Raw genomic sequence first — 23041 nt, 5'->3', positions numbered from 1 at the left:
GAGCTTTTAGTCTTCTTATATGATGCTTGCCGCATTGCTTGATCAACTCAGGCCAACTTTAAAAACCTATGCCTATAACATTTGCGGCTCTTTGGCAGAGGCGGAAGATGTGGTACAGGATGTATTGCTGAAGTTTCTGGAACTGGATCAGCGAAATATAGCTAATGTTAAGGCTTACCTGATCAGGATGGTGATCAATCATGCCATCAATCAAAAGAAAAAATTAAAGAAAGCGGCATTGAACTACCAGGGAGAGTGGCTTCCTGAACCTGTGGCTACGGAAAGAGCGGATACCGGGATTAACCGGAGAGAGCTGCTTTCCTATTCGATGATGGTGCTTCTGGAAAAATTAAACCCCAGGCAGCGTGCAGTTTTTATTTTAAAAGAAGCATTTGATTATGAGCATACTGAAATTGCAGATCTTTTGGCGATTAAACCTGAGCTTTCCAGGCAGCTGTTAACCAGGGCTAAGAAAAATATAGGCGATCCGAAGCAGTTGCAGGGTAGCCCTGTGCCGGCATCTTTTTTAAACCAGTACTTAAACGTGCTCCAATCCGGAGACATGCAACGTTTGGAGAACTTGCTGAATGAAGATATTGTTTCTGTTTCAGATGGTGGTGGTAAAGCTAAAGCAGCCATTAAACCGGTGTACGGCAAAAAGTCTGTAGCTGCACTTTTATTGGGGCTTTATGCTAAGTTCTATGAAACATCTGTAGTTAAAGAAGGCTATATTAACCAGGAGCCAGCTTTATTTTATTATGTAGCAGGCAGATTGGTTACCTGTATCACCTTTGCTTTTACTGCGGGGCTGATCAGCCGTACGTTCATCATCAGAAATCCGGATAAGCTGCGGGATTTGAATCGATTTCACTAAACTGTCACATCGGATATTGTTTTTTTGTCTGTAAGGAATAAAAAATATCATTATGGAAAGAATTAAAAACAGTGATGTTCCGCAAAGCCTGATGGCGGCATTAAGAGGTGTTCAGGATTATATAGATCATTGCGGTCTTGATCACGGTCTGCTGAGATTGATGGATGTTCGTGTTTCGCAGCTCAATGGCTGTGCATATTGCCTGGATATGCATTCTAAAGAGGCCTTGCATGCCGGAGAAACGGTTCAGCGTTTGATTTCGGTTTCGGCCTGGAGAGAGGCACCTTATTATACACCGCAGGAGCGTGTGGTACTTGAGTTTGCAGAACTGCTGACCATAATGGGGGAAGGGGTGGATATTGATCCGCTGCATAACGAGTTGCTAAAGTATTTTAACAAAGCAGAAATTGCGAACCTTACGGTTGCCATTGCCCAGATCAATTCCTGGAACCGGATCGTTAAATCAACCGGGATTGTTGCGGGGAGTTATCAGATTAAAAAATGACCGTTCTCTTCGGAGGCTGCATAATGGTGAAAAATTACCGTTCTCTTCATCGGCTGCATTAATTCAGATTTTTCTTAACGAAAAATCTAAACAAACGCGAGGCCGTTTCAGAGAAGGTAATTTTTCCTTCAGGCAGGGTGGCCAGGCGTGGGACTACCCTGCTTTTTTGTTGTCAGGTAAATCTTTCTCCAGGAAGGTGATCAGCATGTTGGTCAGCTATGAGGAGGTCATCAGACAGGCAATTGCTATGGTCGGACAGGTGACAAAAAATATTAAACCTATCAAAAATACAACTCTCTTTGGCTGAGTTGCTTATATTTTAATCTAATTGAAGCATATTAAATCAATATCACCAGCTATGTGTTTTTAACGTTAATAGTACTACATTTCGTTATCAAGAAGCGAAAGACAGGAGAAGAAATGAAAAAAGCACATCATAAGGAACAAATTGAAGAGGAGCATTGGTCGAAACTGCTGGAGTCAGTGGTGATCAATACTACGGACGGGGTGCTGATTACAGATGCCAGTTTTAATCCTGGTCCAAATATCATTTATGTAAACGATGCCCTGGTCAGGATGTCTGGCTATTCGAGGCAGGAGCTGATAGGAGTTGAACCAAGTATTTTTCATGGACATGACCTGTTGCAGGAAGGTTTACAAAAAATTGAATACGCCTTAAAGCATAAATTACCTTGTAACCTGGAACTGGTCAATTACACCAAAAATGGTAGGCCTTATGATGTCAGCATCAATATTTGTCCTGTTACCGATCATACCGGAACTGTAACACACTGGGTCTCTATTCAACGAGACATTACCGAAAACAGGAACTACATCAAAGAAATTGAGGGCAAAAATAAAAAACTTACGGATATTGCCTGGATGCATTCGCACCAGGTCAGGGCGCCACTATCCCGTATCATGTCCCTTGTTGATCTGTTGAAGAACCATTGTTCGGATATGGACCAGGATGTATTGCATGAGTATCTTTCGAAATCTGCTGCAGAACTGGATGACGTGATCTCCAATATTACCAATAATGCCGGAAAGATTGGTTTTGCCATGAATGAGCGGAGATTTTATGCCTTTATGGACGAATTGCCAGGACTCTGTTGGATTACCGATGATCAGAATGTGCTGCGGTATGCCAATAAGTGTTTTTTTGATACTTTGCATTTGCCGATGGACGTAGTTGGCAGAAAGCTGGAAGAAATTTTTGGCCAGGATATCGCCCGGAATGCCCATAAGAACAATCATGATGTGCTGCAATCCGGGGCAAACAAAGAATTTCATCAGATGTTGAGGGACCACAATGGGCATGCCCAGTATTATAAAACCTATAAATTCCCGTTTCAGGACGCAGGAGGAGAGGGTAATCTGGTTGGTGCAGTGGCATTTAATGTAACCAAGCGTGTTAAACTGGAAGAAGAACTGTACCAGAGTGAGGCCCAGTTTAAGCAGGCCTTTGAACATTCTTTAATCGGCATGGCACTCATCAGTCCTGAAGGTCGCTGGGAAAAGGTAAATAAAAGCCTGTGCCAGATTTTGGGATATACAGAAGCTGAAATGAAAGCGCTGACGATTCAGGACATTACTTATCCCGAAGATTTAAAAGGCAGTCTTGCTGTTCTAAATGACCTGGCCAAAGGTGAGATTGAAGAAGTGAAATATGAAAAAAGATATGTTCATAAGAACGGATCAGCCATATGGGTAGTTATCGCGGCCACCATGCTTTACGATAGCAATGGCCAACCTTTGCATTACGTGTCGCAGATTGAAGACATTACCAGGAGAAAGGAGATCGAGAATGACCTGGTGCTGAGCGAGAAAAAATACCGTACGATTTTTGAAAACGTACAGGATGTATTTTATCAAACCAATCAGGAAGGCATTGTTACGGAGATCAGTCCTTCAATAGCACAGCATTCCGGCTATTCCCGGACAGAGATCATTGGAATGCCGGTAGATCATTTTTATTATTATACACAGGACCGCGAACGTATCGTAGAGCAGCTGCGCATCAGCGGAGCGGTAATTGATTTTGAGGTACGGCTGAAAACGAAAGATGAAGAGCTGCGGTACGCCTCGGTGAATGCCAGATTAATTGTTGAAAATGGTGTGATTACCGGTACTGAAGGCAGCATGAGAGATGTGACCACCAGGAAATTCCATGAAAATGCCCTGCAGGCCTTAAACACCGAACTTACAGCTTCTAACGAACAGAAAAATAAATTGTTTTCGATTATTGGTCATGACCTGAGAAATCCCATATCGGGAAGCCTGCAATTGCTGGATATGACACTTAAGGATTTTGAATCCAGTTCGGCAGATGAAGTACATACCTATCTTTCTATGATGAAAACGGAATTGTCTAATGCCAATGTATTGCTGGAAGACCTGCTTACCTGGGCTAAATCGCAGTTCGACGCAGTTAGTTTTAACCCGGTTGAAATCATCAACCTGGCTGGCCTTGTTGATAAATGCATTCAGACGGTTTCGCCGATGGCGGTTAAAAAAAATATAGAAATTATTCCTTCTTTAACCGGTGAGCTGTTTTTTCATGCAGATATCAGAATGCTGGAAACGATTATCCGTAACCTCTTGTCTAATGCTGTTAAGTTTACCAATATAGGAGGATTAGTGATGATAAGGGCCAGGGGCAATGACAATGGAATACTTTTTTCAGTAAAAGATAACGGGCTTGGGATTCCTAAGGATAAAATCGCTGAGCTTTTCAATAAAAATTCGAATTACACCACTTATGGTACATTGGGAGAGAAAGGAACTGGTCTTGGCTTGAGCCTTTGTTATGATTTTGTGGCCAAGCACGGCGGAACATTGTGGGCAGAAAGTGAAGAGGGGGCCGGTACTACCTTTTATTTTACCATACCAAGCGAAAAATGACCGTTCTCTTCCGAGTCTGCATAACCGCGTCAGCGCTCTTGAGGTCCAAAATCAATAAGAGCTTCCGAAAAATTTTAGTTTTTTCTTTTGAAAAAACTAAAAAGACGCGATGCCTCGTCGGAGAAGGTAATTTTTCTTTCAAAGCAGGGTACTTATAGCAGTGTGGTTAAATGAGGTGTTGATGGATGGTGTAACTGGTCTTACCACCGGATCAGGTATAGGCGTTATATTTGCGTTAAAGATTGTCGATATGAGTGTTGAACAGGTTTTTAATTACGGAGCAGATTTTCTTACGGCCAGCAAGGCCCTGGCGATCAGCAGCGGAACGCTGAAAGGTATATTGAATGCCGATACCCGGCTGAAAGTGCGGCAAAGCAGTACAGTAGTGGAAAAAATTGCCCTTGCAGACAAAGCGGTCTATGGTATTAATACAGGCTTCGGGCCATTATGCACTACCATGATCTCTGCCGAAGATACCCGTAAACTTCAGGAGAACATATTAAAAAGTCATGCGGTGGGTATTGGTGAGCCCATAGCTGAGGAGATCTCGGGATTAATGCTCGTGCTTAAGTTACAGGCCCTTGCCAAAGGATACTCCGGTATTCAGGAAGCTACACTTGACCGGATGATATGGCACCTGGAAACTGGTGCCATACCCCTGGTGCCCAAACAGGGATCTGTGGGTGCTTCCGGTGATCTGGCACCTTTAGCCCATCTTTTTCTTCCGTTAATCGGGCTGGGAAAAGTGCATTATAAAGGCCACATCATTTCCACTGAAAAACTGTTAAACGACCATGGCATGAAACCCATAGCTTTGGCTGCAAAGGAAGGTCTGGCATTGATCAACGGTACCCAGTTTATTGCTGCGCACGCGGTAAAGGTAGTAGCGCGTTTTTACAATGTGCTGGCTACGGCAGATCTCACCGGGCTATGATGCTGGAAAGCTTACTGGGTTCGGCAAAACCTTTTGATGAGCAGTTGCACTTATTGAGGCCATATAAAGGAAACCAGCATGTTGCGGCAAATATCCGTAATCTGCTGGCAGGTTCTGAGCGCTTAAGTTCCCATCAGGATTGTGCAAAAGTGCAGGACCCCTACTCACTGCGCTGTATCCCGCAGGTACATGGGGCTTCAAGGAATGCCTGGCTGCACCTGAAAGAGACATTGGAAACAGAGATCAATTCGGTAACGGACAACCCGGTTATCTTCAGTGAAGAGCTAACCATAAGTGGTGGTAATTTTCATGGACAACCCATTGCCATGCCGCTGGATTATGTTTGTTTAGCAGCTTCAGAGATTGGAAACATTTCCGATCGCCGGATTTATCTTTCCCTGGAAGGGAATACTGCAGGTGTGCCTAAACTGCTGATGCGGGAAACCGGGCTGAACTCCGGATTTATGATCTTGCAGTATACTTCGGCTGCGTTGGCAAGTGAAAATAAGGGGCTTTGTTTTCCTGCAAGTGCCGATAGCATCCCCACTTCGCTGGGGCAGGAAGACCATGTCAGTATGGGCTCCATCAGCGGCCGTAAAGCTTTGCAGGTGATAGAGAATGTGGAGAAAATATTAGGAATAGAGCTTTTCTGTGCCGCGCAGGCGCTGGATTATCTCGCGCCCCTGAGGTCAGGCAAACTGATTGAGGCCGTACATGGTTTTGTGCGGTCAAAAGTTGCTCACCTGGAGCAGGACCAGATCATGTACGAAATGATGCAAACTGTAGTCGATATGGTGCAATCAGGAAGCATTGTAAAGTTGCTGGCCAAGACAGCGGTTAAAGAAAATGTCCTTTACGAAACTGCATTCCAAACCCAGTTTGAGACCTTTTAATATGGATTTATTGTAGGTGGTTTTTTATCCAAACAATTTTGCCAGGCACCTGTTTAATAGCCATAATAACCGATGGCCAACAATCAAAAATCAATTTATAGTGCGCTCGCTGCTAATCTGCTGATTGCAATAACAAAGTTTATTGCCGGGGCATTTACCAACAGTTCCTCTATGATTTCTGAAGGGATCCATTCTACAGTAGATACCACCAATCAGTTGTTGCTGTTATACGGATTAAAAAGAAGTAAGAAGCCAGCAGATCAATACCACCCCTTCGGCTATGGAAAGGAGCTTTATTTCTGGTCTTTTGTGGTTTCTATTCTCATCTTTGGTCTGGGCGGTGCTTTATCTATTTATCAGGGAATTGCGCACATCAGGGAGCCGGAATTGATGAAAGACCCTGGCTGGAACTATGTTGTCCTGATACTTTCGCTTATTTTTGAAGGAACTTCGTTGTTCATTGCAGTAAAAGAATTTAATAAAACCCGTAATGGAGTGGGCTGGTGGGACGCCATTATAAAAAGCAAGGACCCCTCCAGTTTTCTCGTTGTTTTCGAAGATGGCGCAGCTGTAGCAGGTTTGATTATTGTAATGATACTGATGGGCATCAGCCATGAGCTGCAAATTCCGGAGCTGGATGGATTGGCATCAGTAATCGTAGGTTTGTTGCTGGTTTTTGTTTCTTTTATCCTGGCAAGGGAAAGCAGAAGTTTGCTCATGGGAGAAGGGATAGCTCCTGAAACGAGGCAGAAGATCGCACAGCTGGCAGAAAAAGATGCTGCAGTACTGAAAGTAAAAAATATACTTTCTACTTATCAATCGCCCGAGGAAATCGTGTTAATGCTCATTATAGACTTTGAAGACCATCTGGATACGGAGGAGATCACTGGGGCCATAGAACGCATTCGCGAAAGCATAAAAAAAGAGTTTCAACTGGTTCACTTTGTACTTATTCAGCCGGAATAAGCGGATAAGGATAATCACTGCAAACCCTGGTTACGCCCAGTTTCAACATTGCATCTATCACTTTTTTACTGTTTGTATTTCCGCAGAGCAATTTTATTCCTTTTTGCTTACAAAAATCAATTACTTCCTTGTTGATCAGGTTTGGTGATGGTGCATAATAATCAGGAAGAAAGCTCAGTTTTTTCATATTATCTGTTAAATTACCCTTCACCGTAATGAGCATAACCGGAATTTTCGGATGATCCCTTTTTACGATTTCCAATGTCCGGGGGTCGAAAGATTGGATGATTACCCGATCCTGTACCTTAGCTTGATAAATCACTTTCATCAGACGTTTTACAAATTCTTCTGGTGCAGGCTGATAGATGCCATCTCTGGCCCTGGAAGTTTTGGTTTCTATATTGTAAACCGGTTTTTTATAGCCTTTTTCTGTGGCATAGCGTTCAACCGAATCCAATAATTCTTTTAACAGGGGCATATGGGCCTTATAATTCTTTTGCAGCGGAAAGTCCGGATGTTGCTTAGTCCCAATGTCATAAGTTTTAAGCTCTTTATAGCTCATTTGATAAATTGCCAGGTTTGCTGTTTTGGAAATTTCTTTGCCGTCCTTGTCTAATGTGATGAGGTAGTCGAGCTTTGGATCATGAGAAACTACTGCCTGCTTGTCTTTGGTAAATGTAATGTCGAATTCCAGTACATCTGCTTTAAGATCCATGGCATTTTTCATAGCCGGAATGGTACTCTCTGCCATCAGGCCTCTGAAACCACGATGCGCATGCCACTCTGGCTTCGATTGTCCGTGAGTGCAATACGTTAAAATACAGAAGATAAAGGAAATTAAAAGTTTCATTTTAAACATGACGGTTACATTGTGCGTGTGATAATCTGCTGCAATACTAGCTTTTTTTGGTGTTAAAAAATATTGTGTTTTGTTATTTTTTGTGTAAAATTCTGTTAATTGTCGCGAATCCCCCTCTTATTTGTCATGCTGAGACCGCATGGGCAACGAGGTTTGCACCTAAATTTGTAAGACATATAAAGCGTAATACATGACACTTCACAACAAAAATGCAGTAATTTATGGTGCGGGAGGATCAATAGGAGGAGCTGTTTCCACTGCGCTGGCCGCTGCAGGAGCAAAGGTGTTTCTTACAGGGCACCGGCTGGCGTCTCTTCAAAAGGTGGCAGAAAAGATCAAGGGCTTTGGCGGACAGACAGAAATAGCTGAAGTAAATGCCCTGGATCCGACAGCGGTCCATGATCATATCCTTAGCGTGGCCCGTACTGCGGGTAGTATCGATCTTTCCTTTAACCTGATCAACACCCAGGATACCCAGGATATTCCCCTGACAGAGATGTCACTGGATGATTTTACACGTCCCATCAATATCGCTATGGAAACCCACTTTTTAACCACAACGGCTGCGGCCAGGCTAATGATGAAACAGGGTTCAGGGGTGATCCTTTCTCTTACAGCGACACCTGGAGGGACAGCCTACCCATTGGTTGGTGGCTTTGGCCCTGCCTGCTGTGCGCTTGAAGGCTTTTCCAGAGACCTGGCTGCAGAGCTTGGGCCCTACGGTGTGCGGGTAGTGAACATCAGATCGGCCGGTTCACCGGATTCAAGACCATTCAGGGAAGCGCTTGCCAGCGGTGGAGCAGAAGTAGCTGACTTTATCAAAAAGCTGGAAAACGACACGATGCTTAAAAAGCTGCCCATGATGAATGACATCGCTAACGTAGCTGTATTTCTTGCTTCAGATCTGTCAGGAAAAATAACAGGGGTTACTATAGATGTAACCGCCGGTACCACAAACGCCTTAAATTATAAAGCGGAAAGAATCCCCTTTATTTTTAAATAGTTTTCAGGAGTTTAAAAAGAAACAGATTTCCTTCAAAATTGTATATTAGCTTTGAAATGATTTGTTTTGAAAATGATGAAATTGAAATGTGCCCTGCTGCTTGTGCTGTGCTTTCCCTTATTTACTATAGCCCAGCAATCCAGCGCGGATACCCTGACTAAGAAGCCAGCCTTTAAAATAGCCCCTTTTATTATCCCTGCCATTTTTCTGGGCTATGGAGCAATGGGTGGGGGGAATAATTTCGTACATGATCTTGATGTTACAACCAGGGACGAATTACAGGAAGATCATCCTTTGTTTTCTGTACATGCAGACAATTTTATGCAATACGCCCCGGCAGCAGCGGTTTATGCTTTAAATCTATCGGGCGTAAAAGGAAAGCATAGCCTGGTTGATGCAACAGGCATATATGCCATTTCTTACGGATTAATGAAAGCTTCCACCCTTATCGTTAAGTCGGCAACCGGGCGTATGCGCCCCGACGGGAGCAGCAATGATTCTTTTCCTTCCGGTCATACGGCAACATCATTCGCCGCCGCCGAATTTTTAAAACAGGAATATAAGGATGTTTCTCCATGGATTGGCTATGCCGGTTATGCCGTAGCAGGTGCAACTGGGATTTTCCGACTGTACAACAACAGACATTGGGTAAGCGATGTGGTTGCCGGAGCGGGTTTTGGCATCCTGTCTACAAAATTGAGCTACCTGGCCTATCCACACCTGAAAAAACTGGTCAGCGGTAATAGGACCAATGATTTTTCCCTTGTGCCTGTGTATCAGGACAAGGCCTTAGGCATTTCTTTCGCCAGCCGGTTTTAACGAGGCCAGTCCATCTTAAGGATTACTTCGGGGGATCTTGGGGCTTTTACGGGGTAAAGGGGTCTCCAGCCCGTAAAAGCCCCCGGAAAACCTCGCTAAATTCCCAGTCTGTCCGGTAGAAAGGAGGGTTTAAATCCTGATCTTGAGTTTGCTGGTTAAATAATCTTTGGTGATCTGACCGCTTTGCAATGGTGTCCGTCCTTTTACAGGAACGGCATCCAGTTCAACAATAGCGTATTTATGGTAATTAATTGCTTTTAATGCCGCAAATACTGCAGACAGGTCAACCCGTCCCTGTCCAAGTTCTACAAATATATAGCCTTTGGCATCGTCGGTATGCTTTACATCCTTAATGTGCAGGCACTCCAGGCGGTCTTTATATTTTTTTATTGCCGTCACCGGATCTCCGCCACCTTGCTGATAGTGCGCCACATCTAATAAGAGCTTTACATATTTTGGGTCTGTGTTTTTCAGGATCACCTCTACTTCTTCCGGTGTTTGCCCAAGCTGGCCCATATGGTTGTGGTAAGTTGTTTTTATGCCTATGGCAGCGGTACGTTTACCAATCTCATTTAGCAGGGCAGCATATTTAACCAGATCTTCATTGCTTACCTCACCAGTTTTAGGTCTTGATGAATTGGTAAGCTGGATGCTGGTACCGCCCAGGATTTTTACAAACCGCGCGCTTTCCACGTGTTTGGTAATTTCTGCCTCATCATTTCCAGTGTTGATATTGGCATTTCCGCTCGAATACATGGCCAGCTCCAGTTTTGCTGCTTTTAGCAACCGGATCAGCTCTTCTGGTTTCTGGCCAAACTCGGTAAAGGCATTGGCTCTGAGCTGTATGCCCTTAAAGCCAAGGGCAGATATATCGAGAATAGATTGTTTAATGTCATTGCCCCAGGTAATTGCTGCATAGCCATATTGGATTGCTGAAACGGGCAGGGTTGTAGCAAACAGATCAGCGCTTGCAAGCAATGGGCTGGCAGATAAGAGGCTAAGTTGAGTTAAAAAACTGCGGCGTGATTGTTTCATGCTTTCTAAGGTAAATAAAATACCTTACCTTTGCGCAAATTTTATGAAGAAAATCACTGATTACAGAAAACTATTGGGTGTACAAAAGGATGCCGAATTGAAAGAATTAAAAACCATATACCGGAATTTAATGAAAGACTGGCACCCTGATAAATTTCAGGACAGCGAAGCCGCTAAACTGGAAGCGGAAACCAAAAGCAAGGAGATCATAGAAGCTTATCATTTCCTGGTGAGCATTGCTCCCGAAACGCTGGAACTGTCGATAGAAGAATATACGCAGACCATTACAAATTGTGGTATTGCGGATTTCAACTGGGCTGGCCTGGTACTTACGGTACAATTCCTTGATGGCAGTGCTTACGAATATTTTGGCGTACCTAAGGCTATTTATGTGAAACTGGTAAATGCGGATTCCCCGGGCAGATTTGCACGTCGTCATATTTTTCCTGCTTTCCCCTACAGGAATATAGCGAAGCTGCAAACGGCTTAAATTCGATAGAGAATATTTTAATATAGGTTAGGGTCAATATTTTTTTAGCTTTGCTGTAGCTATAAAAACCAACAAATATTGAAAACGCTTGTTAACTTCTTTGAAAAAGGCTTGCTTGCACTTTGCTGCAGCGGCCTGTTTTTATTTTATTCCTGTGGTACCAGCAAGAAAGTAGTTTCTGCTGCGGATCCTAAAATCCAGTCGGCTAACCCTCAGGCAGCCAAAGAATTCAGGGCGGCTTGGGTGGCCTCCGTAGCCAACATCAACTGGCCTTCCAAACCAGGTTTAAGCACCGCTGAGCAACAAAAAGAAGCCATTTTTTTGCTCGACTTTCTGAAAAAAAACAATTTTAATGCAGTTATATTCCAGGTAAGGCCTCAGGCAGATGCACTTTATAAAAGTGGCCTGGAGCCCTGGTCCGCGTTTTTGACCGGTAAGCAGGGACAGGCTCCTGATCCTTATTATGATCCTTTGCAGTTCTGGGTTGAGGCAGCGCATGATCGCGGTCTGGAATTGCATGTTTGGCTGAACCCTTACCGTGCCCATCACCTGTCTGCCAAAGACATGAGCGAGCAGTCTATCGTTAAAAAGCGGCCCGACCTGGTGGTGAAACTGAAAGATGGACAATACTGGATGGATCCCTCCAACAAAGGAACGCAAGACCACGCTGCTGCTGTAGTTAAAGATATTGTTAAGCGATACGACATTGATGGGGTACATTTCGACGATTATTTCTATCCTTACGAGTCTTACAATGGTGGTGCAGATTTTCCTGACGAAGGCAGCTGGAGTACTTATCAAAAAATTGGCGGCAAGCTTAACCGTGGCGATTGGCGCAGGCAGAGTGTAAACCAGTTCATTGAGCGGGTGTACAAAGAGATCAAGGCTGAAAAGAAATATGTAAAATTTGGCCTGAGCCCTTTTGGTATCTGGAAGCCTGGTTATCCTGCATCCATCGAAGGGATGGATCAGTACAATAAATTGTATGCTGATGCTAAACTTTGGTTAAATAAAGGCTGGATTGATTATTTTACCCCACAGTTGTACTGGGGAGTAAATACGATAAAGCAGAGTTTTCCGGTATTACTCGGTTGGTGGGCCAGCGAGAATACCATGAACAGGCACCTGTGGCCCGGTATGAATGTAGGTTTAGGTGGCGACGATAAAAATGTAGATGAGGTAATTAACCAGATTATGATTACCCGCGGAATGTTGCCGAATAGCATGGGAGCGGTACACTGGAGTATTGCCGGACTGACCAAACACGAAAAAGTGATCAAGGGGATTTTAGAAGGCCCGTACAAAAAACAAGCGCTTGTGCCCCCAAGTTCCTGGCTGGATGATAAAGCGCCGGTAGCACCGGTACTGAGTACTGCTTTGCAGCAGGGACAGTTAAAGGTTAGCTGGAACCATGCTGATGCGAAAGATGTGTTCAGATGGGTAGTGTACTATCAGTACGGAAATACCTGGAGTTATGTGATATTGAACCGTCAGGACAGGTTTTTGGTGAAGCCTACAATGGAAGGCGGACTGAAGCTGAACAAAGTTGCGGTAAGCGCAGTGGATAGAACGGGGAATGAAAGTGAAAAAATGACCGTTCTTCTCTGAGGTGGAAAATTAACCGTTCTCTTCTAAGGCTGCATAATTTCAGTTTTTCTTTAACAGAAAAACTGAAAAGACGCTAAGCCTCTTCAGAGAAGGTAAATTTTCTTTCTAACACTACAATGAGTCGGCTATCAAACAACAAAGCTATAGCCGTATAACACACTATCCTGCTGCGCTGCTGTTGTACTCCTGCCATTGGCCTGCAAGGTTGGAGTTTGGTCGGTTCACGCTCGGTTCATGTTCGGTTCATGTAGGGCATTGCTTCGGCTGCAGCCGAAGGAGATATGACCCTGATGCGGCCAGTATAGGTGATTGAAGAAGAAGCATAGAGTTCTCGCACTGCGTTCGCAGTTGGAAATGTACGGTAAAATTGCCTACAAAATCAGATGTCGGGAAGAAAAACCCGTGCCATGCCTCAGAGAAGAACGGTCATTTTTCCATTTATGATGCAAACATTAAAAGCCTAAAGTATCAAAGATAGCGCCCCTGTTCAGCCGGCCATTGATCTGTGCAATGACTTCGACTTTTGCATTTAAGCAGAGGGCATGGTTTGAAAGGCGGTATATGTCCTGATAAAACAGGAGTTTTAGGCCGTCTCTTTCTGTCCGGAGTTTTACTGCAAAGGTATCTCCACTGGTCAGTGACCTTTTAAAGTCCATCTCTATTCGGGAAACCATAACCAGGATGCCTTTCGACGTTAGCTCTTTAAAGGAGATTGCTTTGGAAAGGAGGTATTCATGGCGCGCATGCTCCAAATAAGACTGGTATATGGCATTATTTACAATGCCCTGGATATCGCATTCGTAATCTCTTACTTTCAGTTCAATTTCAAACAGGTAATCTTGCATATGGTAAAGATCACAATAATATTATTGATGCTAAATAGAAATTGCATTTAGTTGCAATATCTTTGCCTTCAATGCAAGGGATTGAAAAAATAATAAAAGCGAGACGTGCCACAAAGGCCATATTTTTAGTTTGCGGCCTGGGCATATCCAGCTGGGCACCTATGGTTCCATATGCAAAGGAAAGGCTCCGGCTCAATGATGCAAGTTTAGGGCTGTTGCTTTTGTTACTGGGTACAGGGGCCATTTGTATGATGCCCCTAAGTGGCCTGCTGGCCAATAAATATGGCAGCAGGATCGTCATGCTTTGTTCCGGGCTGGTTATGGCCCTTATGCTTCCTTTACTTTTGATCATGAGTAATCCGTTATGGATGGGCCTGGTGCTGTTTGTATTCGGTTCTGCCGTTGGTACGATAGATGTGGCAATGAATTCACATGGGGTACAGGTACAAAACAAATATGGTAAACCCATCATGTCTTCCCTTCACGGGCTTTTTAGTGTGGGTGGATTGCTGGGAGCCTTGGGTTTGGGGTTTCTGATGAAGCTGGGCCTGGATCCGGTTACCGCTGCAATCGGCATTGCCCTCTTACTCATTGGCATTCTTTCCTGGAAATATAGCACATTACTGGATGTGCAGACAGAAAAGGCAATTATTAAGGAATTCGCTTTTGACCATCAAAGCGATAAAACCCGGTCATTCTCCTGGCTAACAGCTGGTGTTCTTTTCCTTGGCTGTATGTGTTTTGCTGTCTTCCTTGCAGAAGGATCCATGCTGGACTGGAGCGCTGTTTTTCTTACAGAGAACAGGAAAACTGATGAAGAACTGGCTGGTGTCGGTTACGCTGCCTTCTCCATAGCCATGGCAGTGATGCGTTTGTTGGGCGATAAACTGCTGGCCCATCTGGACAGCAGGAAGGTGGTCATCGGTGGGAGCCTGATTGCTGCGGCAGGTATGTTTTTAGCCATACTTACACCCTGGCTGCTTACGGCGCTATTGGGTTTTATATTACTGGGATTGGGTGCCGCCAATATTGTTCCGGTGTTTATCAGTGAAGGGGGACGGTTGAAAAATGTGCCTGCTTCGGCAGCTATCCCTGCCATTACTACCATCGGTTATGCAGGTCAGCTTGCGGGGCCGGCCATACTTGGCTTTATTGCGCATCGTTATTCTTTACCACTGGCACTGGGATTTAGTGGGTTTTTGCTGGTGCTGGTGGCTATTGCTTATCAAATGAAACGTAAATTTTAATCAGCAGATGAAGGACGTAAAATGTCGTTAGAATTAACCTGATGTTAAGCAAAAGGAATGATGCTTTGATCCGCTATTTTTCCCTCAGTTCTTTGGCAATTCCTTTAATGAACAGGTAATTTACGGTGCCGCCAATGATACCACCCACAACCGGCACCAAACGTCGGCTGGCTTTGGAACCTAAACTCATGACGATCTTTTCTGCAACTTCTTCCATGATGTTTTTACTGATGGCCAGTTTGGTGTCGGCTTTAACAGAGGAAGCTACGATCTTGAAGAAATCTTCAAAACGGATCTCATATTTACCTGTGTTATGGTATGAAATGGCCATCGTTACCCGGAATTGCTGGGTAATCAGGTTGATCACATCCAGGGGCGTCCCAATCAGCATGGTGCCAATGCCACCTACACCAGTGATGGCACCCGAACCGGCGGCCAGTAAGGCACATTGATTGATAAATTTATCAACACCCATGGTATCAACCCCTTTCTTGATCCCCAACTGGTCAATCTGGTTAAATATCTGCTTAAAGCCACCTTCAGCAAGGCTGGTAAAGCCATTCCTGACATCTTTTCTGATTTTCTTAAAGTTAATCTGCTTCCAGGAAGGTAAGTTCATCTTATTTAAATTTAATAAGAACTGTGCTACTTTCATGCCAGAACCTGGCTGCCGCGCTAAAGCCAGATTTCAACGATCCGATCTGCCTTTATACCGATCCTCCATTACTGGTTTTAATTTATCCCTGTACATTTAATGACCAATGCTAAAGAAGAGCTGTTATCGAAGGAGGAAAAAGGAAAATGAAGAAGTATAATCAATTTGATTGGGAAATCAGCGTGCTTTTTGACCGCTATCCCAATGGCTGTGGAAAAGAGTGTTATTGTACAAGTCCTGCAGACGATTGCGGATGTGAGGATTGCCAGAAAAGACATACCTACAGGGTTTATTACAGCCCCATGCTAAAGTCTTTTAAAGATTACCGCCTGAACTAAATACCGGAACAAAACAGAGGAACGGGTAGGGTATATAATTTGGTATAGACTCTGTTTTGTTGTTTTTTAGCAAATACTATTTTGAATTTATTTCCTGTTTTGATTAAACTTTCGGTATTCCCTGTAGTCCAATGTTATTTGAATGTCGCTCCAGATATTTGCATCCCGCTCCTGTTTTTTGTATAGCATGACATAATTTCATTGCCTTATGGACACAAGTTTTTTGTTGGATATTAAACGCCTTGATGATTATTATCGGAATTTAAGATTTCAAACCGGGATCTGGAGTCGCCTGGTATGGCTGGATAAGGGTAGGCAACTGGTTTTTATTCATTCCGGCATTGACCTGGACCCTCAGCAATTTTCTGAAGAGGGTTGGATTCTATCGTTTAATGAGCTTTTCTTACAGGATTTTTTGCAACGTTATCCAGAGCACTACAACCACAGTTTATTGCTGGAAAAGGGACCTGTTTACGCTACTATACCTTTAACCGAACCGCTGAAGAAGGAATTGAATGAACTTGCCGCCCTGTTAAGTCAGGCCATTAAAAATGGACAGTCCGGACTTTACCTGCAGTCCTATGCAGACCTCATTTTGCTGAATGCCAACAATACCTACGCAAAAGTAGATTCTTAAAGCAGTGCTGAACTAACAAAATTGGTATTTTATTTTGAAATGCTAAATATTTTAGTATAAATTTGTTGTGCTAAAGTTTAATGTTATGTCTTCAGATCAGCAGATTATCCATATGGATCAGGATGCGTTTTTTGTATCAGTAGAGGTGCGAAAAAACAGTGCCCTGGTCGGCAAGCCTGTCATCATTGGGGGTACATCCGATCGTGGGGTGGTGACTTCATGCAGCTATGAAGCCCGGAAGTTTGGCGTCCATTCGGCCATGCCGTCGCGTATGGCCAGGCAGCTGTGTCCGCATGCCGTATTCATCAAAGGCAATATGGATGCTTATTCCAAAGCCTCCCATGAAATTACGGCCATCATCAAAGAAAAGGTCCCGCTTTTTGAAAAAGCAAGCATTGATGAGCATTATATCGACATGACGGGAATGGACAGGTTTTATGGCAGTATGAAATTTGCCCGTGAATTGCGGGATAACATTATAAAAGAACTGCACCTGCCCATTTCATTTGGGCTTTCGGTCAATAAAACGGTTTCTAAAATGGCTACCAACGAGTGTAAACCCAATGGCGAGCTGGATGTAGAGGCTGCCGACGTCCAGTCTTTTTTAAACCCGCTTTCTATCCGGAAAATTCCCGGACTGGGTGAAAAGAGTTTTATCAGGCTAAGCGACATGGGCATTAAAAAGATCTTTACCCTGGCCCAGATTCATCCCGGTCACATGAATGCGCTGATGGGAAAAAGCGGTCTTTTCCTGCTTCGGAAAGCGAAGGGCATAGATTATTCTCCGGTTGTGCCTTATACGGAGCAAAAGAGTATTGGCACACAATGTACTTTTAAAGCCGATACAATTGATATCAATACGATCAACAACCTGCTGACCTCCATGGTGATGGATCTTGCCTTCCAGCTCAGGGATAAAAATAAGCTGGCATCTTGTATCACGGTGACGATCAGGTATTCCAATTTTGAAGATGTGACCAGGCAGGCCGTTATTCCCTATACTTCGCTGGACAGTACACTCATCCAAAAAACTAAGGACCTGTTTAAACAGGTTTATACCAGGCGCATGCTGCTCAGGCTGGTAGGGGTTCGTTTATCGGGCCTGGTCAGTGGTTTTGAGCAGATCGACCTGTATAGTGAATCAGCGGAACAATATAGTCTGGTACAAGCGATGGACAGGATTAAAAAGAAATATGGTGAAAAGTCGATCACGAGGGCCTCTGTTTTGAATCTGGAGATCTAAGCCTATGTACCTCAATGTCCACTCCAGTTACAGCCTGCGTTATGGCACTATGCCGGTCGAAAAACTTGTACAGGAAGCATTGCAGTGTGGTATAGCTCAAATGGCGCTTACAGACATCAACAACACTACGGGTGTGATGGCGTTTATGCGAGAATGTAACAAACAGGGCATTAAGCCGATCGGTGGCATTGAATTCAGAAGGGACAAAAAACTGCTGTATATAGGCATTGCCAAAAATAAAGAAGGCATGAAGGAACTGAATGATTTCCTGACCTGGCACAATTTAAATCAGAGGGAACTTCCGGACCGGCCTTCAGATTTCACAAATGCTGTGGTGATCTTTCCTTTTATTGCCCATGATCAGGTGATTTCTGATGATAAGAACCTAAGTCTTCGTGAAAATGAATTCCTGGGCATCCGTTTTGATGAACTGCATGTCCTGCACGGGAAAGGTATCGGTCTGTTGAAAAACAAGTTGGTTGTACTGCAGCCTGTGTTTGTGGCTGACCGGATTGAATACCGTTTGCATGAATATTTACGCGGAATAGACCTCAATACGCTGCTGACGATGGTAGACAAGGAAGACAAATGCAGCAATACAGATAGGTTTCTGCCGGCAGGAGAGCTGGAAGCCAGGTTTTCCAAATATGCTTTTATACTGGACAATACCCGTAAACTGATGGATGACTGTGTGATGGACTATGTGCAGGGAAAGGTCCGGCTGAACCGCAAGACATTTACGGGAAGCAGGGAGGATGATAAGGTACTGCTGGAAAAACTGGCCCTGGCGGGTGTAGTGTACCGCTATGGTAAGCACAATAAAAAGGCGCTGAAAAAGGTAAAGGATGAATTAAAGGTGATCTGGGACCTGGATTTTTGTGCTTATTTCCTCATTACCTGGGACATCATCAGGTATTCGATGTCTAAAGGATATTATCATTTGGGCAGGGGTTCGGGTGCCAACAGTACGGTGGCTTTTTGTCTGCGGATAACTGATGTTGACCCTATGGAGCTGGATCTTTATTTTGAGCGGTTTTTAAATGCAGAGCGTAGTTCTCCGCCTGATTTCGATATTGATTATTCCTGGGATGAGCGGGAGGATGTTCAGCAATATGTCTTTAAACGCTATGGCAGGGAACATACGGCATTGCTGGGTACCATGTCTACCTTCAAAGACCGCTCGGTAATCCGGGAGATCGGTAAAGTGATGGGTTTGCCGAAGGCGGAGATCGACAGCTTTACCGATCCTGCAAAGGTTGCGGAGAACCGGGACAATGTGACTTTTAAAAAGATAATGGCCATACAGGAAATGATGGCTTCTATGCCCAATCAGCGCAGTATCCATGCGGGGGGTGTGCTGATCTCCGAGGAGCCGATCACGTATTATACGGCGCTGGACCTGCCGCCAAAGGGGATGCCCACGGTGCAGTGGGACATGTACGAGGCGGAGGCCATTGGCTACGATAAATATGATATACTGAGCCAGCGGGGCATAGGGCATATCAAAGAAGCGGTGAGGCTGATAGCGCAGAACCAGCAGCGTAAGATAGACATTCACCAGGCTAAGGTATTTATGGAGGATCCGAAACTGAATGACCGGCTGAGGACGGGGAATAGTATTGGCTGTTTTTACATTGAATCGCCGGCTATGCGGCAGCTGCTCTGCAAGCTGGGTTGCGAGAATTACCTGACCCTCGTGGCTGCCAGCAGCATCATCAGACCGGGTGTGGCGCAGTCTGGGATGATGAAGATGTATATCCAAAATTACCACAATCCGGAAAATGTGCAATACCTGCATCCGGTGATGAAGGAGCAGCTGGAGGAGACTTTTGGGGTGATGGTATACCAGGAGGATGTGATCAAGGTCTGTATCCACTATGCGGGTATGGATGGGATGGATGCGGATATTTTGAGGCGCGGAATGAGTGGTAAATACTGGTCAAGAATTGAGTTTGACAGTCTGGTCAATAAATTTCATGAAGGAGCGAAGGTTTTAGGCCGACCGGAGGATGTGACCCGGGAGGTATGGCGGCAGGTTTCTTCTTTTGCCGGTTATAGTTTCAGTAAGGCACATTCGGCGAGTTTTGCGGTGGAGAGCTATCAGAGCTTGTTTTTAAAGACTTATTACCCAAAGGAGTTTATGGTAGCGGTGCTAAACAATTATGGTGGGTTTTACAACAGGGCTTTATATGTGCACCAGCTAAAAAAAACTGGTGCTGTTGTCCATCTTCCTTGTGTGAACCGCAGTTCGGACGTGGTTTCGATAAAGGGTAACGATGTGTTTCTGGGCTTTAATGGCATTCGGGGTCTGGATGGAAAATTTTTTACACTAATCCCTGATGAGGTAAGGCGGAACGGGGTGTTTGTTGATCTGGAGGATTTTGTAAAGCGAACGGGGATTGTTTTGGAACAGGTCGTTATGCTGATCAGAACGGGTGCGCTGCGGTTTACCGGTAAAAATAAGAAGGCACTACTCTGGGAAGTGCATATGTTGCTGGGCAATAAAGTGAAGCCTGTAAACCATGCGGAACTTTTTCATACGGAACGCAAACGTTATGTGCTTCCGGAATTAGTGAATACGCAGCTTGAGGATGCTTATCACGAACTTGAACTGCTGGATTTTCCGCTGAGTATGTCCATGTTTGATCTGCTGAAAACGGATTATCGCGGGGATTTGCTCGCAAAGGACCTGATAGGACATGTGGGGCAGGTTGTGAAAATGATGGGCCTGTATGTCTGTGAAAAAACGGTGCGTACCAAAAACAATAAGAAAATGTGGTTTGGGACTTTTCTGGATGTGAACGGGGATTTTTTTGATACGACGCATTTTTCTGTGAGTAGTCCGGTTTATCCTTTTAAGGGTACAGGATGTTACCTGATATTGGGAAAGGTGGTGGAAGATTTTGGTTTCCCGAGCCTGGAAGTATTCCGCTTTGCCAAACTGCCGATAGCAGATAATCCCGTGATGGCTTAAAGCGGATAGGCAGTTTCCGTCTTGATCTCCGACATGACAAAAAAGCTCTGCACTGTGCCGATATTGCTAAGCTGTGCCAGTTTGCTTCTTAAAAAATGGTGATAGGCATCCATATCAGAAATCACAATCCTCAGTATGAAATCAAAGGCTCCGGTCATGTGGTAGCATTCCATTACTTCCGGGAATTTCACCACCTCTTTTTCAAAACCACTTAAGGCACTATCCGTATGTTCCTTTAATTGTACCTGAGAATAAGCGATCAGGCTTTTGCCAATCTTTTTGCCGTCCAGAATGGCTACGGAGCGTTTGATGTAACCCTCTGTCTTTAACCTTCTTACCCTTTCGTGAATGGTGGCTGTTGATTTGTTGAGCTCCAGTGCCAGTTGTTTGTTGCTCAACAGGGCATCCTGCTGTAAAAGCCTTAAAATGCCAATATCTGTTTTGTCCAGGTCTGCCGTATTCATTACCAGTTTGTTAGATGAAAGTGTACCTGGTACACCGAGATTTCGAAATTAATAAAAAAATAAACGTTAAAACTTAATTTTCCGTAAAAAGTAAAAAAAATAGATCGTTTTTCCATAAAATAATCGGAAATAAAAGGTATCCATTGACCTAAATGTCATTTCTTCTGACCTTGCCCACGATGAGACAATTAAAGATAGAGCAGTCCATTACCAACCGGGATGCGGACTCGATAGAAAAATATTTGTATGACATTGCAAGAATTGACTTACTGAGCGTTGAAGAAGAGATCGCGCTGGCACAAAAGATCAGGAAAGGAGATCAATCGGCACTTGACCGGCTGGTAAAGGCTAACCTGCGTTTTGTAGTGTCTGTAGCCAAAAAATACCAGAACCAGGGTATGCGCCTCGCAGATCTGATCGCAGAAGGTAATCTGGGTCTGATTAAAGCAGCCCAGCGCTTTGATGAAACCAAGGGCTTTAAATTCATCTCTTTTGCGGTTTGGTGGATCCGTCAAAGCATTATGATTGCCATTGCGGAGCAGAAACGCATGGTGCGCCTGCCTGCAAATCAGATTGGTGGCATCATGAAGATCAACAAAGCCATGGGCGATCTGGAACAGAAGCTGGAACGGGTTCCGAGTTTGGAAGAAGTCTGTGAATTCATTGAGCTGCCGGAAGAAAAGGTGGTCGACTTTCTTCATCATGCACCGATGACCGCTTCTCTGGATGCGGTAATTGCAGAAGAATCTGGTTTTACACTGGCTGAAACCATAGCAGATCCCAATGTGGAGGAAGCCGATATGCCTGTACTGAAAAACTCTGTCTCGGTTGATGTAAAACGCCTGATGCGAAGGTTGCCGGAAAGGGAAAAAGAGATATTGTCTATGTTTTATGGCCTGGGGGGCTGTCCTGCCATTGGCCTGGATGAGATTGGAGGCAAGATGAATCTCGGCAAGGAACGGGTAAGACAGATTAAAGATAAAGCACTAAAAACATTAAGATCAGAACAACCCAGGGCATATATGATGGAATATATCTGATATATTTACAGCATGGACAAATCGCTGTATCTGGATCATCTAAATCTCCTGCCTATTCCCGGCGAAGCATTTTTTTACCCGGATTTTTTTACAAAAGAAGAAAGTGATCAGTATTTTGTTGATTTAAGCCATCAGGTGGCCTGGAAACAAGAGTCGATACAAGTATTTGGTAAAACAATTCTGCAGCCGAGGTTTACTGCATTTTATGGAGACAAAGGAACCAGTTACAGTTATTCGGGAATTACCATGGCGGCCATGCCCTGGATTACTGCCGTAAGTCAGATCAAAGAAAATATAGCCGCTAAATTTGATACGCAATTTAATACCTGTCTGCTCAACCACTATAGAGATGGAACAGATAGCATGGGCTGGCACCGCGACAATGAAAAAAAACTTGGGAAATATCCCTTCATTGCAGCCGTAAGCTTTGGCGCATCCAGGATATTTCAATTCCGCCATTATGTAAATAAATTACCCATCATTTCAGTCGAACTCAGTCATGGCAGTTTATTGATCATGAAAGCCGAAACCCAGCATTTGTGGGAACACAGGTTGCCTAAAACCGTAAAGCCTGTAGGACCCAGGATCAATTTGACTTTCCGCCTGGTTAAATGATATTGTTGGATTTAAGTCAGAAAAACAGCGATAGTTTTGTAAATATATTTAAGGTATTATATTTGCTAACACCGTTAATTAAAATTGCACCGT

20 protein-coding genes and 1 pseudogene are annotated in these 23041 nt (G+C 44.2%); 16 read left to right on the top strand and 5 right to left on the bottom strand.

From position 1 onward, the window contains the following. The first annotated feature begins 19 nt into the window (after positions 1-19). The 5 genes and pseudogenes from R2Q85_RS06215 to R2Q85_RS06195 all read left to right on the top strand — a co-directional run bounded on the left by R2Q85_RS06215 (position 20) and on the right by R2Q85_RS06195 (position 7076). Entirely contained in the window at positions 20-874 is an 855-nt protein-coding gene (locus R2Q85_RS06215; RefSeq protein ID WP_316810885.1) for a sigma-70 family RNA polymerase sigma factor, read from the top strand. A 52-nt stretch (positions 875-926) separates the two neighbouring features. Further along, positions 927-1379: a carboxymuconolactone decarboxylase family protein gene (locus tag R2Q85_RS06210; RefSeq protein WP_316810884.1), complete on the top strand. Its 453-nt coding sequence runs from the start codon at positions 927-929 to the stop codon at positions 1377-1379. A 420-nt stretch (positions 1380-1799) separates the two neighbouring features. Next, positions 1800-4283 (top strand): PAS domain S-box protein, encoded by a 2484-nt coding sequence (locus R2Q85_RS06205; RefSeq protein WP_316810883.1) that lies wholly within the window; start codon positions 1800-1802, stop codon positions 4281-4283. Between the two features lie 181 nt (positions 4284-4464). After that, positions 4465-6110 (top strand): annotated as a pseudogene (hutH, locus tag R2Q85_RS06200) (histidine ammonia-lyase). A gap of 72 nt (positions 6111-6182) precedes the next feature. Next, the gene (locus tag R2Q85_RS06195; protein ID WP_316810882.1) at positions 6183-7076 is read left to right on the top strand and encodes a cation diffusion facilitator family transporter; all 894 of its coding nucleotides are present in this window, start codon (positions 6183-6185) and stop codon (positions 7074-7076) included. Here the strand turns inward: R2Q85_RS06195 and R2Q85_RS06190 are convergent. Further along, on the bottom strand, positions 7060-7926 hold the full coding sequence (locus R2Q85_RS06190; protein ID WP_316810881.1) for a glycerophosphodiester phosphodiesterase: 867 nt from the start codon (positions 7924-7926) through the stop codon (positions 7060-7062). The genes R2Q85_RS06195 and R2Q85_RS06190 overlap by 17 nt on opposite strands. 199 nt (positions 7927-8125) lie before the next feature. On the opposite strand from R2Q85_RS06190, the gene R2Q85_RS06185 reads away from it, so the two are divergent. Both R2Q85_RS06185 and R2Q85_RS06180 read left to right on the top strand, forming a co-directional pair. After that, a complete protein-coding gene (locus R2Q85_RS06185) occupies positions 8126-8938 on the top strand; it encodes an SDR family NAD(P)-dependent oxidoreductase (RefSeq protein ID WP_316810880.1) in 813 nt (270 codons plus the stop codon). A 72-nt stretch (positions 8939-9010) separates the two neighbouring features. Next, positions 9011-9757, top strand: a complete 747-nt coding sequence (locus R2Q85_RS06180) for a phosphatase PAP2 family protein (protein ID WP_316810879.1) — start codon at positions 9011-9013, stop codon at positions 9755-9757. A gap of 129 nt (positions 9758-9886) precedes the next feature. Here the strand turns inward: R2Q85_RS06180 and R2Q85_RS06175 are convergent, their stop codons facing one another. Further along, entirely contained in the window at positions 9887-10792 is a 906-nt protein-coding gene (locus R2Q85_RS06175; protein WP_316810878.1) for a sugar phosphate isomerase/epimerase, read from the bottom strand. Positions 10793-10835: 43 nt separating this feature from the next. On the opposite strand from R2Q85_RS06175, the gene R2Q85_RS06170 reads away from it, so the two are divergent. Together R2Q85_RS06170 and R2Q85_RS06165 are read left to right on the top strand one after the other, a co-directional pair. Next, positions 10836-11282 (top strand): KTSC domain-containing protein, encoded by a 447-nt coding sequence (locus R2Q85_RS06170; RefSeq protein WP_316810877.1) that lies wholly within the window; start codon positions 10836-10838, stop codon positions 11280-11282. Positions 11283-11360: 78 nt separating this feature from the next. Then, positions 11361-12890: a glycoside hydrolase family 10 protein gene (locus R2Q85_RS06165; RefSeq protein WP_316810876.1), complete on the top strand. Its 1530-nt coding sequence runs from the start codon at positions 11361-11363 to the stop codon at positions 12888-12890. A 452-nt stretch (positions 12891-13342) separates the two neighbouring features. Here R2Q85_RS06165 and R2Q85_RS06160 read toward each other — a convergent pair whose 3' ends face one another. Further along, positions 13343-13735, bottom strand: coding sequence for an acyl-CoA thioesterase (locus tag R2Q85_RS06160; protein WP_316810875.1), 393 nt, complete (start codon positions 13733-13735; stop codon positions 13343-13345). 71 nt (positions 13736-13806) lie between these two features. Between R2Q85_RS06160 and R2Q85_RS06155 the strand changes: the two genes are divergently transcribed. Next, positions 13807-14982: an MFS transporter gene (locus R2Q85_RS06155; RefSeq protein WP_316810874.1), complete on the top strand. Its 1176-nt coding sequence runs from the start codon at positions 13807-13809 to the stop codon at positions 14980-14982. 73 nt (positions 14983-15055) lie between these two features. Here the strand turns inward: R2Q85_RS06155 and R2Q85_RS06150 are convergent, their stop codons facing one another. After that, positions 15056-15601: a hypothetical protein gene (locus R2Q85_RS06150; protein WP_316810873.1), complete on the bottom strand. Its 546-nt coding sequence runs from the start codon at positions 15599-15601 to the stop codon at positions 15056-15058. Between the two features lie 182 nt (positions 15602-15783). On the opposite strand from R2Q85_RS06150, the gene R2Q85_RS06145 reads away from it, so the two are divergent. The 4 genes from R2Q85_RS06145 (at position 15784) to dnaE (ending at position 20829) form a co-directional block, all read left to right on the top strand. Then, positions 15784-15975 carry a hypothetical protein gene (locus tag R2Q85_RS06145; RefSeq protein ID WP_316810872.1) on the top strand — a complete coding sequence of 64 codons (192 nt, stop codon included), beginning with the start codon at positions 15784-15786 and terminating at the stop codon, positions 15973-15975. Between the two features lie 208 nt (positions 15976-16183). Beyond that, positions 16184-16612: a hypothetical protein gene (locus R2Q85_RS06140; protein ID WP_316810871.1), complete on the top strand. Its 429-nt coding sequence runs from the start codon at positions 16184-16186 to the stop codon at positions 16610-16612. Between the two features lie 85 nt (positions 16613-16697). Further along, positions 16698-17855: a DNA polymerase IV gene (dinB, locus tag R2Q85_RS06135; protein ID WP_316810870.1), complete on the top strand. Its 1158-nt coding sequence runs from the start codon at positions 16698-16700 to the stop codon at positions 17853-17855. 4 nt (positions 17856-17859) lie between these two features. Continuing rightward, positions 17860-20829 (top strand): DNA polymerase III subunit alpha, encoded by a 2970-nt coding sequence (gene dnaE / locus R2Q85_RS06130; RefSeq protein WP_316810869.1) that lies wholly within the window; start codon positions 17860-17862, stop codon positions 20827-20829. On the opposite strand, the gene R2Q85_RS06125 is transcribed toward dnaE, so the two are convergent. After that, on the bottom strand, positions 20826-21293 hold the full coding sequence (locus R2Q85_RS06125) for an Lrp/AsnC family transcriptional regulator (RefSeq protein ID WP_316810868.1): 468 nt from the start codon (positions 21291-21293) through the stop codon (positions 20826-20828). The two genes, dnaE and R2Q85_RS06125, sit on opposite strands and share 4 nt — an antisense overlap. A 179-nt stretch (positions 21294-21472) precedes the next feature. On the opposite strand from R2Q85_RS06125, the gene R2Q85_RS06120 reads away from it, so the two are divergent. Beyond that, positions 21473-22333 (top strand): RNA polymerase sigma factor RpoD/SigA, encoded by an 861-nt coding sequence (locus R2Q85_RS06120; RefSeq protein ID WP_316810867.1) that lies wholly within the window; start codon positions 21473-21475, stop codon positions 22331-22333. A 12-nt stretch (positions 22334-22345) separates the two neighbouring features. After that, positions 22346-22948, top strand: a complete 603-nt coding sequence (locus R2Q85_RS06115) for an alpha-ketoglutarate-dependent dioxygenase AlkB (RefSeq protein ID WP_316810866.1) — start codon at positions 22346-22348, stop codon at positions 22946-22948. The last annotated feature ends 93 nt before the right edge of the window (positions 22949-23041 follow it).

Origin of the sequence: Pedobacter heparinus, from assembly GCF_032678725.1 — a bacterium.
Lineage (GTDB): Bacteria > Bacteroidota > Bacteroidia > Sphingobacteriales > Sphingobacteriaceae > Pedobacter > Pedobacter heparinus_A.
This window is presented reverse-complemented; position numbering and strand designations above follow the sequence as displayed.

What these genes read in the sequence shown, in the direction of transcription:
- R2Q85_RS06215 (WP_316810885.1), top strand. Translation starts at nt 20, where the DNA reads ATGATGCTTGCCGCATTGCTTGATCAACTCAGGCCAACTTTAAAAACC.
- R2Q85_RS06210 (WP_316810884.1), top strand. Translation starts at nt 927, where the DNA reads ATGGAAAGAATTAAAAACAGTGATGTTCCGCAAAGCCTGATGGCGGCA.
- R2Q85_RS06205 (WP_316810883.1), top strand. Translation starts at nt 1,800, where the DNA reads ATGAAAAAAGCACATCATAAGGAACAAATTGAAGAGGAGCATTGGTCG.
- R2Q85_RS06195 (WP_316810882.1), top strand. Translation starts at nt 6,183, where the DNA reads ATGGCCAACAATCAAAAATCAATTTATAGTGCGCTCGCTGCTAATCTG.
- R2Q85_RS06190 (WP_316810881.1), bottom strand. Translation starts at nt 7,926, where the DNA reads ATGAAACTTTTAATTTCCTTTATCTTCTGTATTTTAACGTATTGCACT.
- R2Q85_RS06185 (WP_316810880.1), top strand. Translation starts at nt 8,126, where the DNA reads ATGACACTTCACAACAAAAATGCAGTAATTTATGGTGCGGGAGGATCA.
- R2Q85_RS06180 (WP_316810879.1), top strand. Translation starts at nt 9,011, where the DNA reads ATGATGAAATTGAAATGTGCCCTGCTGCTTGTGCTGTGCTTTCCCTTA.
- R2Q85_RS06175 (WP_316810878.1), bottom strand. Translation starts at nt 10,792, where the DNA reads ATGAAACAATCACGCCGCAGTTTTTTAACTCAACTTAGCCTCTTATCT.
- R2Q85_RS06170 (WP_316810877.1), top strand. Translation starts at nt 10,836, where the DNA reads ATGAAGAAAATCACTGATTACAGAAAACTATTGGGTGTACAAAAGGAT.
- R2Q85_RS06160 (WP_316810875.1), bottom strand. Translation starts at nt 13,735, where the DNA reads ATGCAAGATTACCTGTTTGAAATTGAACTGAAAGTAAGAGATTACGAA.
- R2Q85_RS06155 (WP_316810874.1), top strand. Translation starts at nt 13,807, where the DNA reads ATGCAAGGGATTGAAAAAATAATAAAAGCGAGACGTGCCACAAAGGCC.
- R2Q85_RS06150 (WP_316810873.1), bottom strand. Translation starts at nt 15,601, where the DNA reads ATGAACTTACCTTCCTGGAAGCAGATTAACTTTAAGAAAATCAGAAAA.
- R2Q85_RS06145 (WP_316810872.1), top strand. Translation starts at nt 15,784, where the DNA reads ATGAAGAAGTATAATCAATTTGATTGGGAAATCAGCGTGCTTTTTGAC.
- R2Q85_RS06140 (WP_316810871.1), top strand. Translation starts at nt 16,184, where the DNA reads ATGGACACAAGTTTTTTGTTGGATATTAAACGCCTTGATGATTATTAT.
- dinB (WP_316810870.1), top strand. Translation starts at nt 16,698, where the DNA reads ATGTCTTCAGATCAGCAGATTATCCATATGGATCAGGATGCGTTTTTT.
- dnaE (WP_316810869.1), top strand. Translation starts at nt 17,860, where the DNA reads ATGTACCTCAATGTCCACTCCAGTTACAGCCTGCGTTATGGCACTATG.
- R2Q85_RS06125 (WP_316810868.1), bottom strand. Translation starts at nt 21,293, where the DNA reads ATGAATACGGCAGACCTGGACAAAACAGATATTGGCATTTTAAGGCTT.
- R2Q85_RS06120 (WP_316810867.1), top strand. Translation starts at nt 21,473, where the DNA reads ATGAGACAATTAAAGATAGAGCAGTCCATTACCAACCGGGATGCGGAC.
- R2Q85_RS06115 (WP_316810866.1), top strand. Translation starts at nt 22,346, where the DNA reads ATGGACAAATCGCTGTATCTGGATCATCTAAATCTCCTGCCTATTCCC.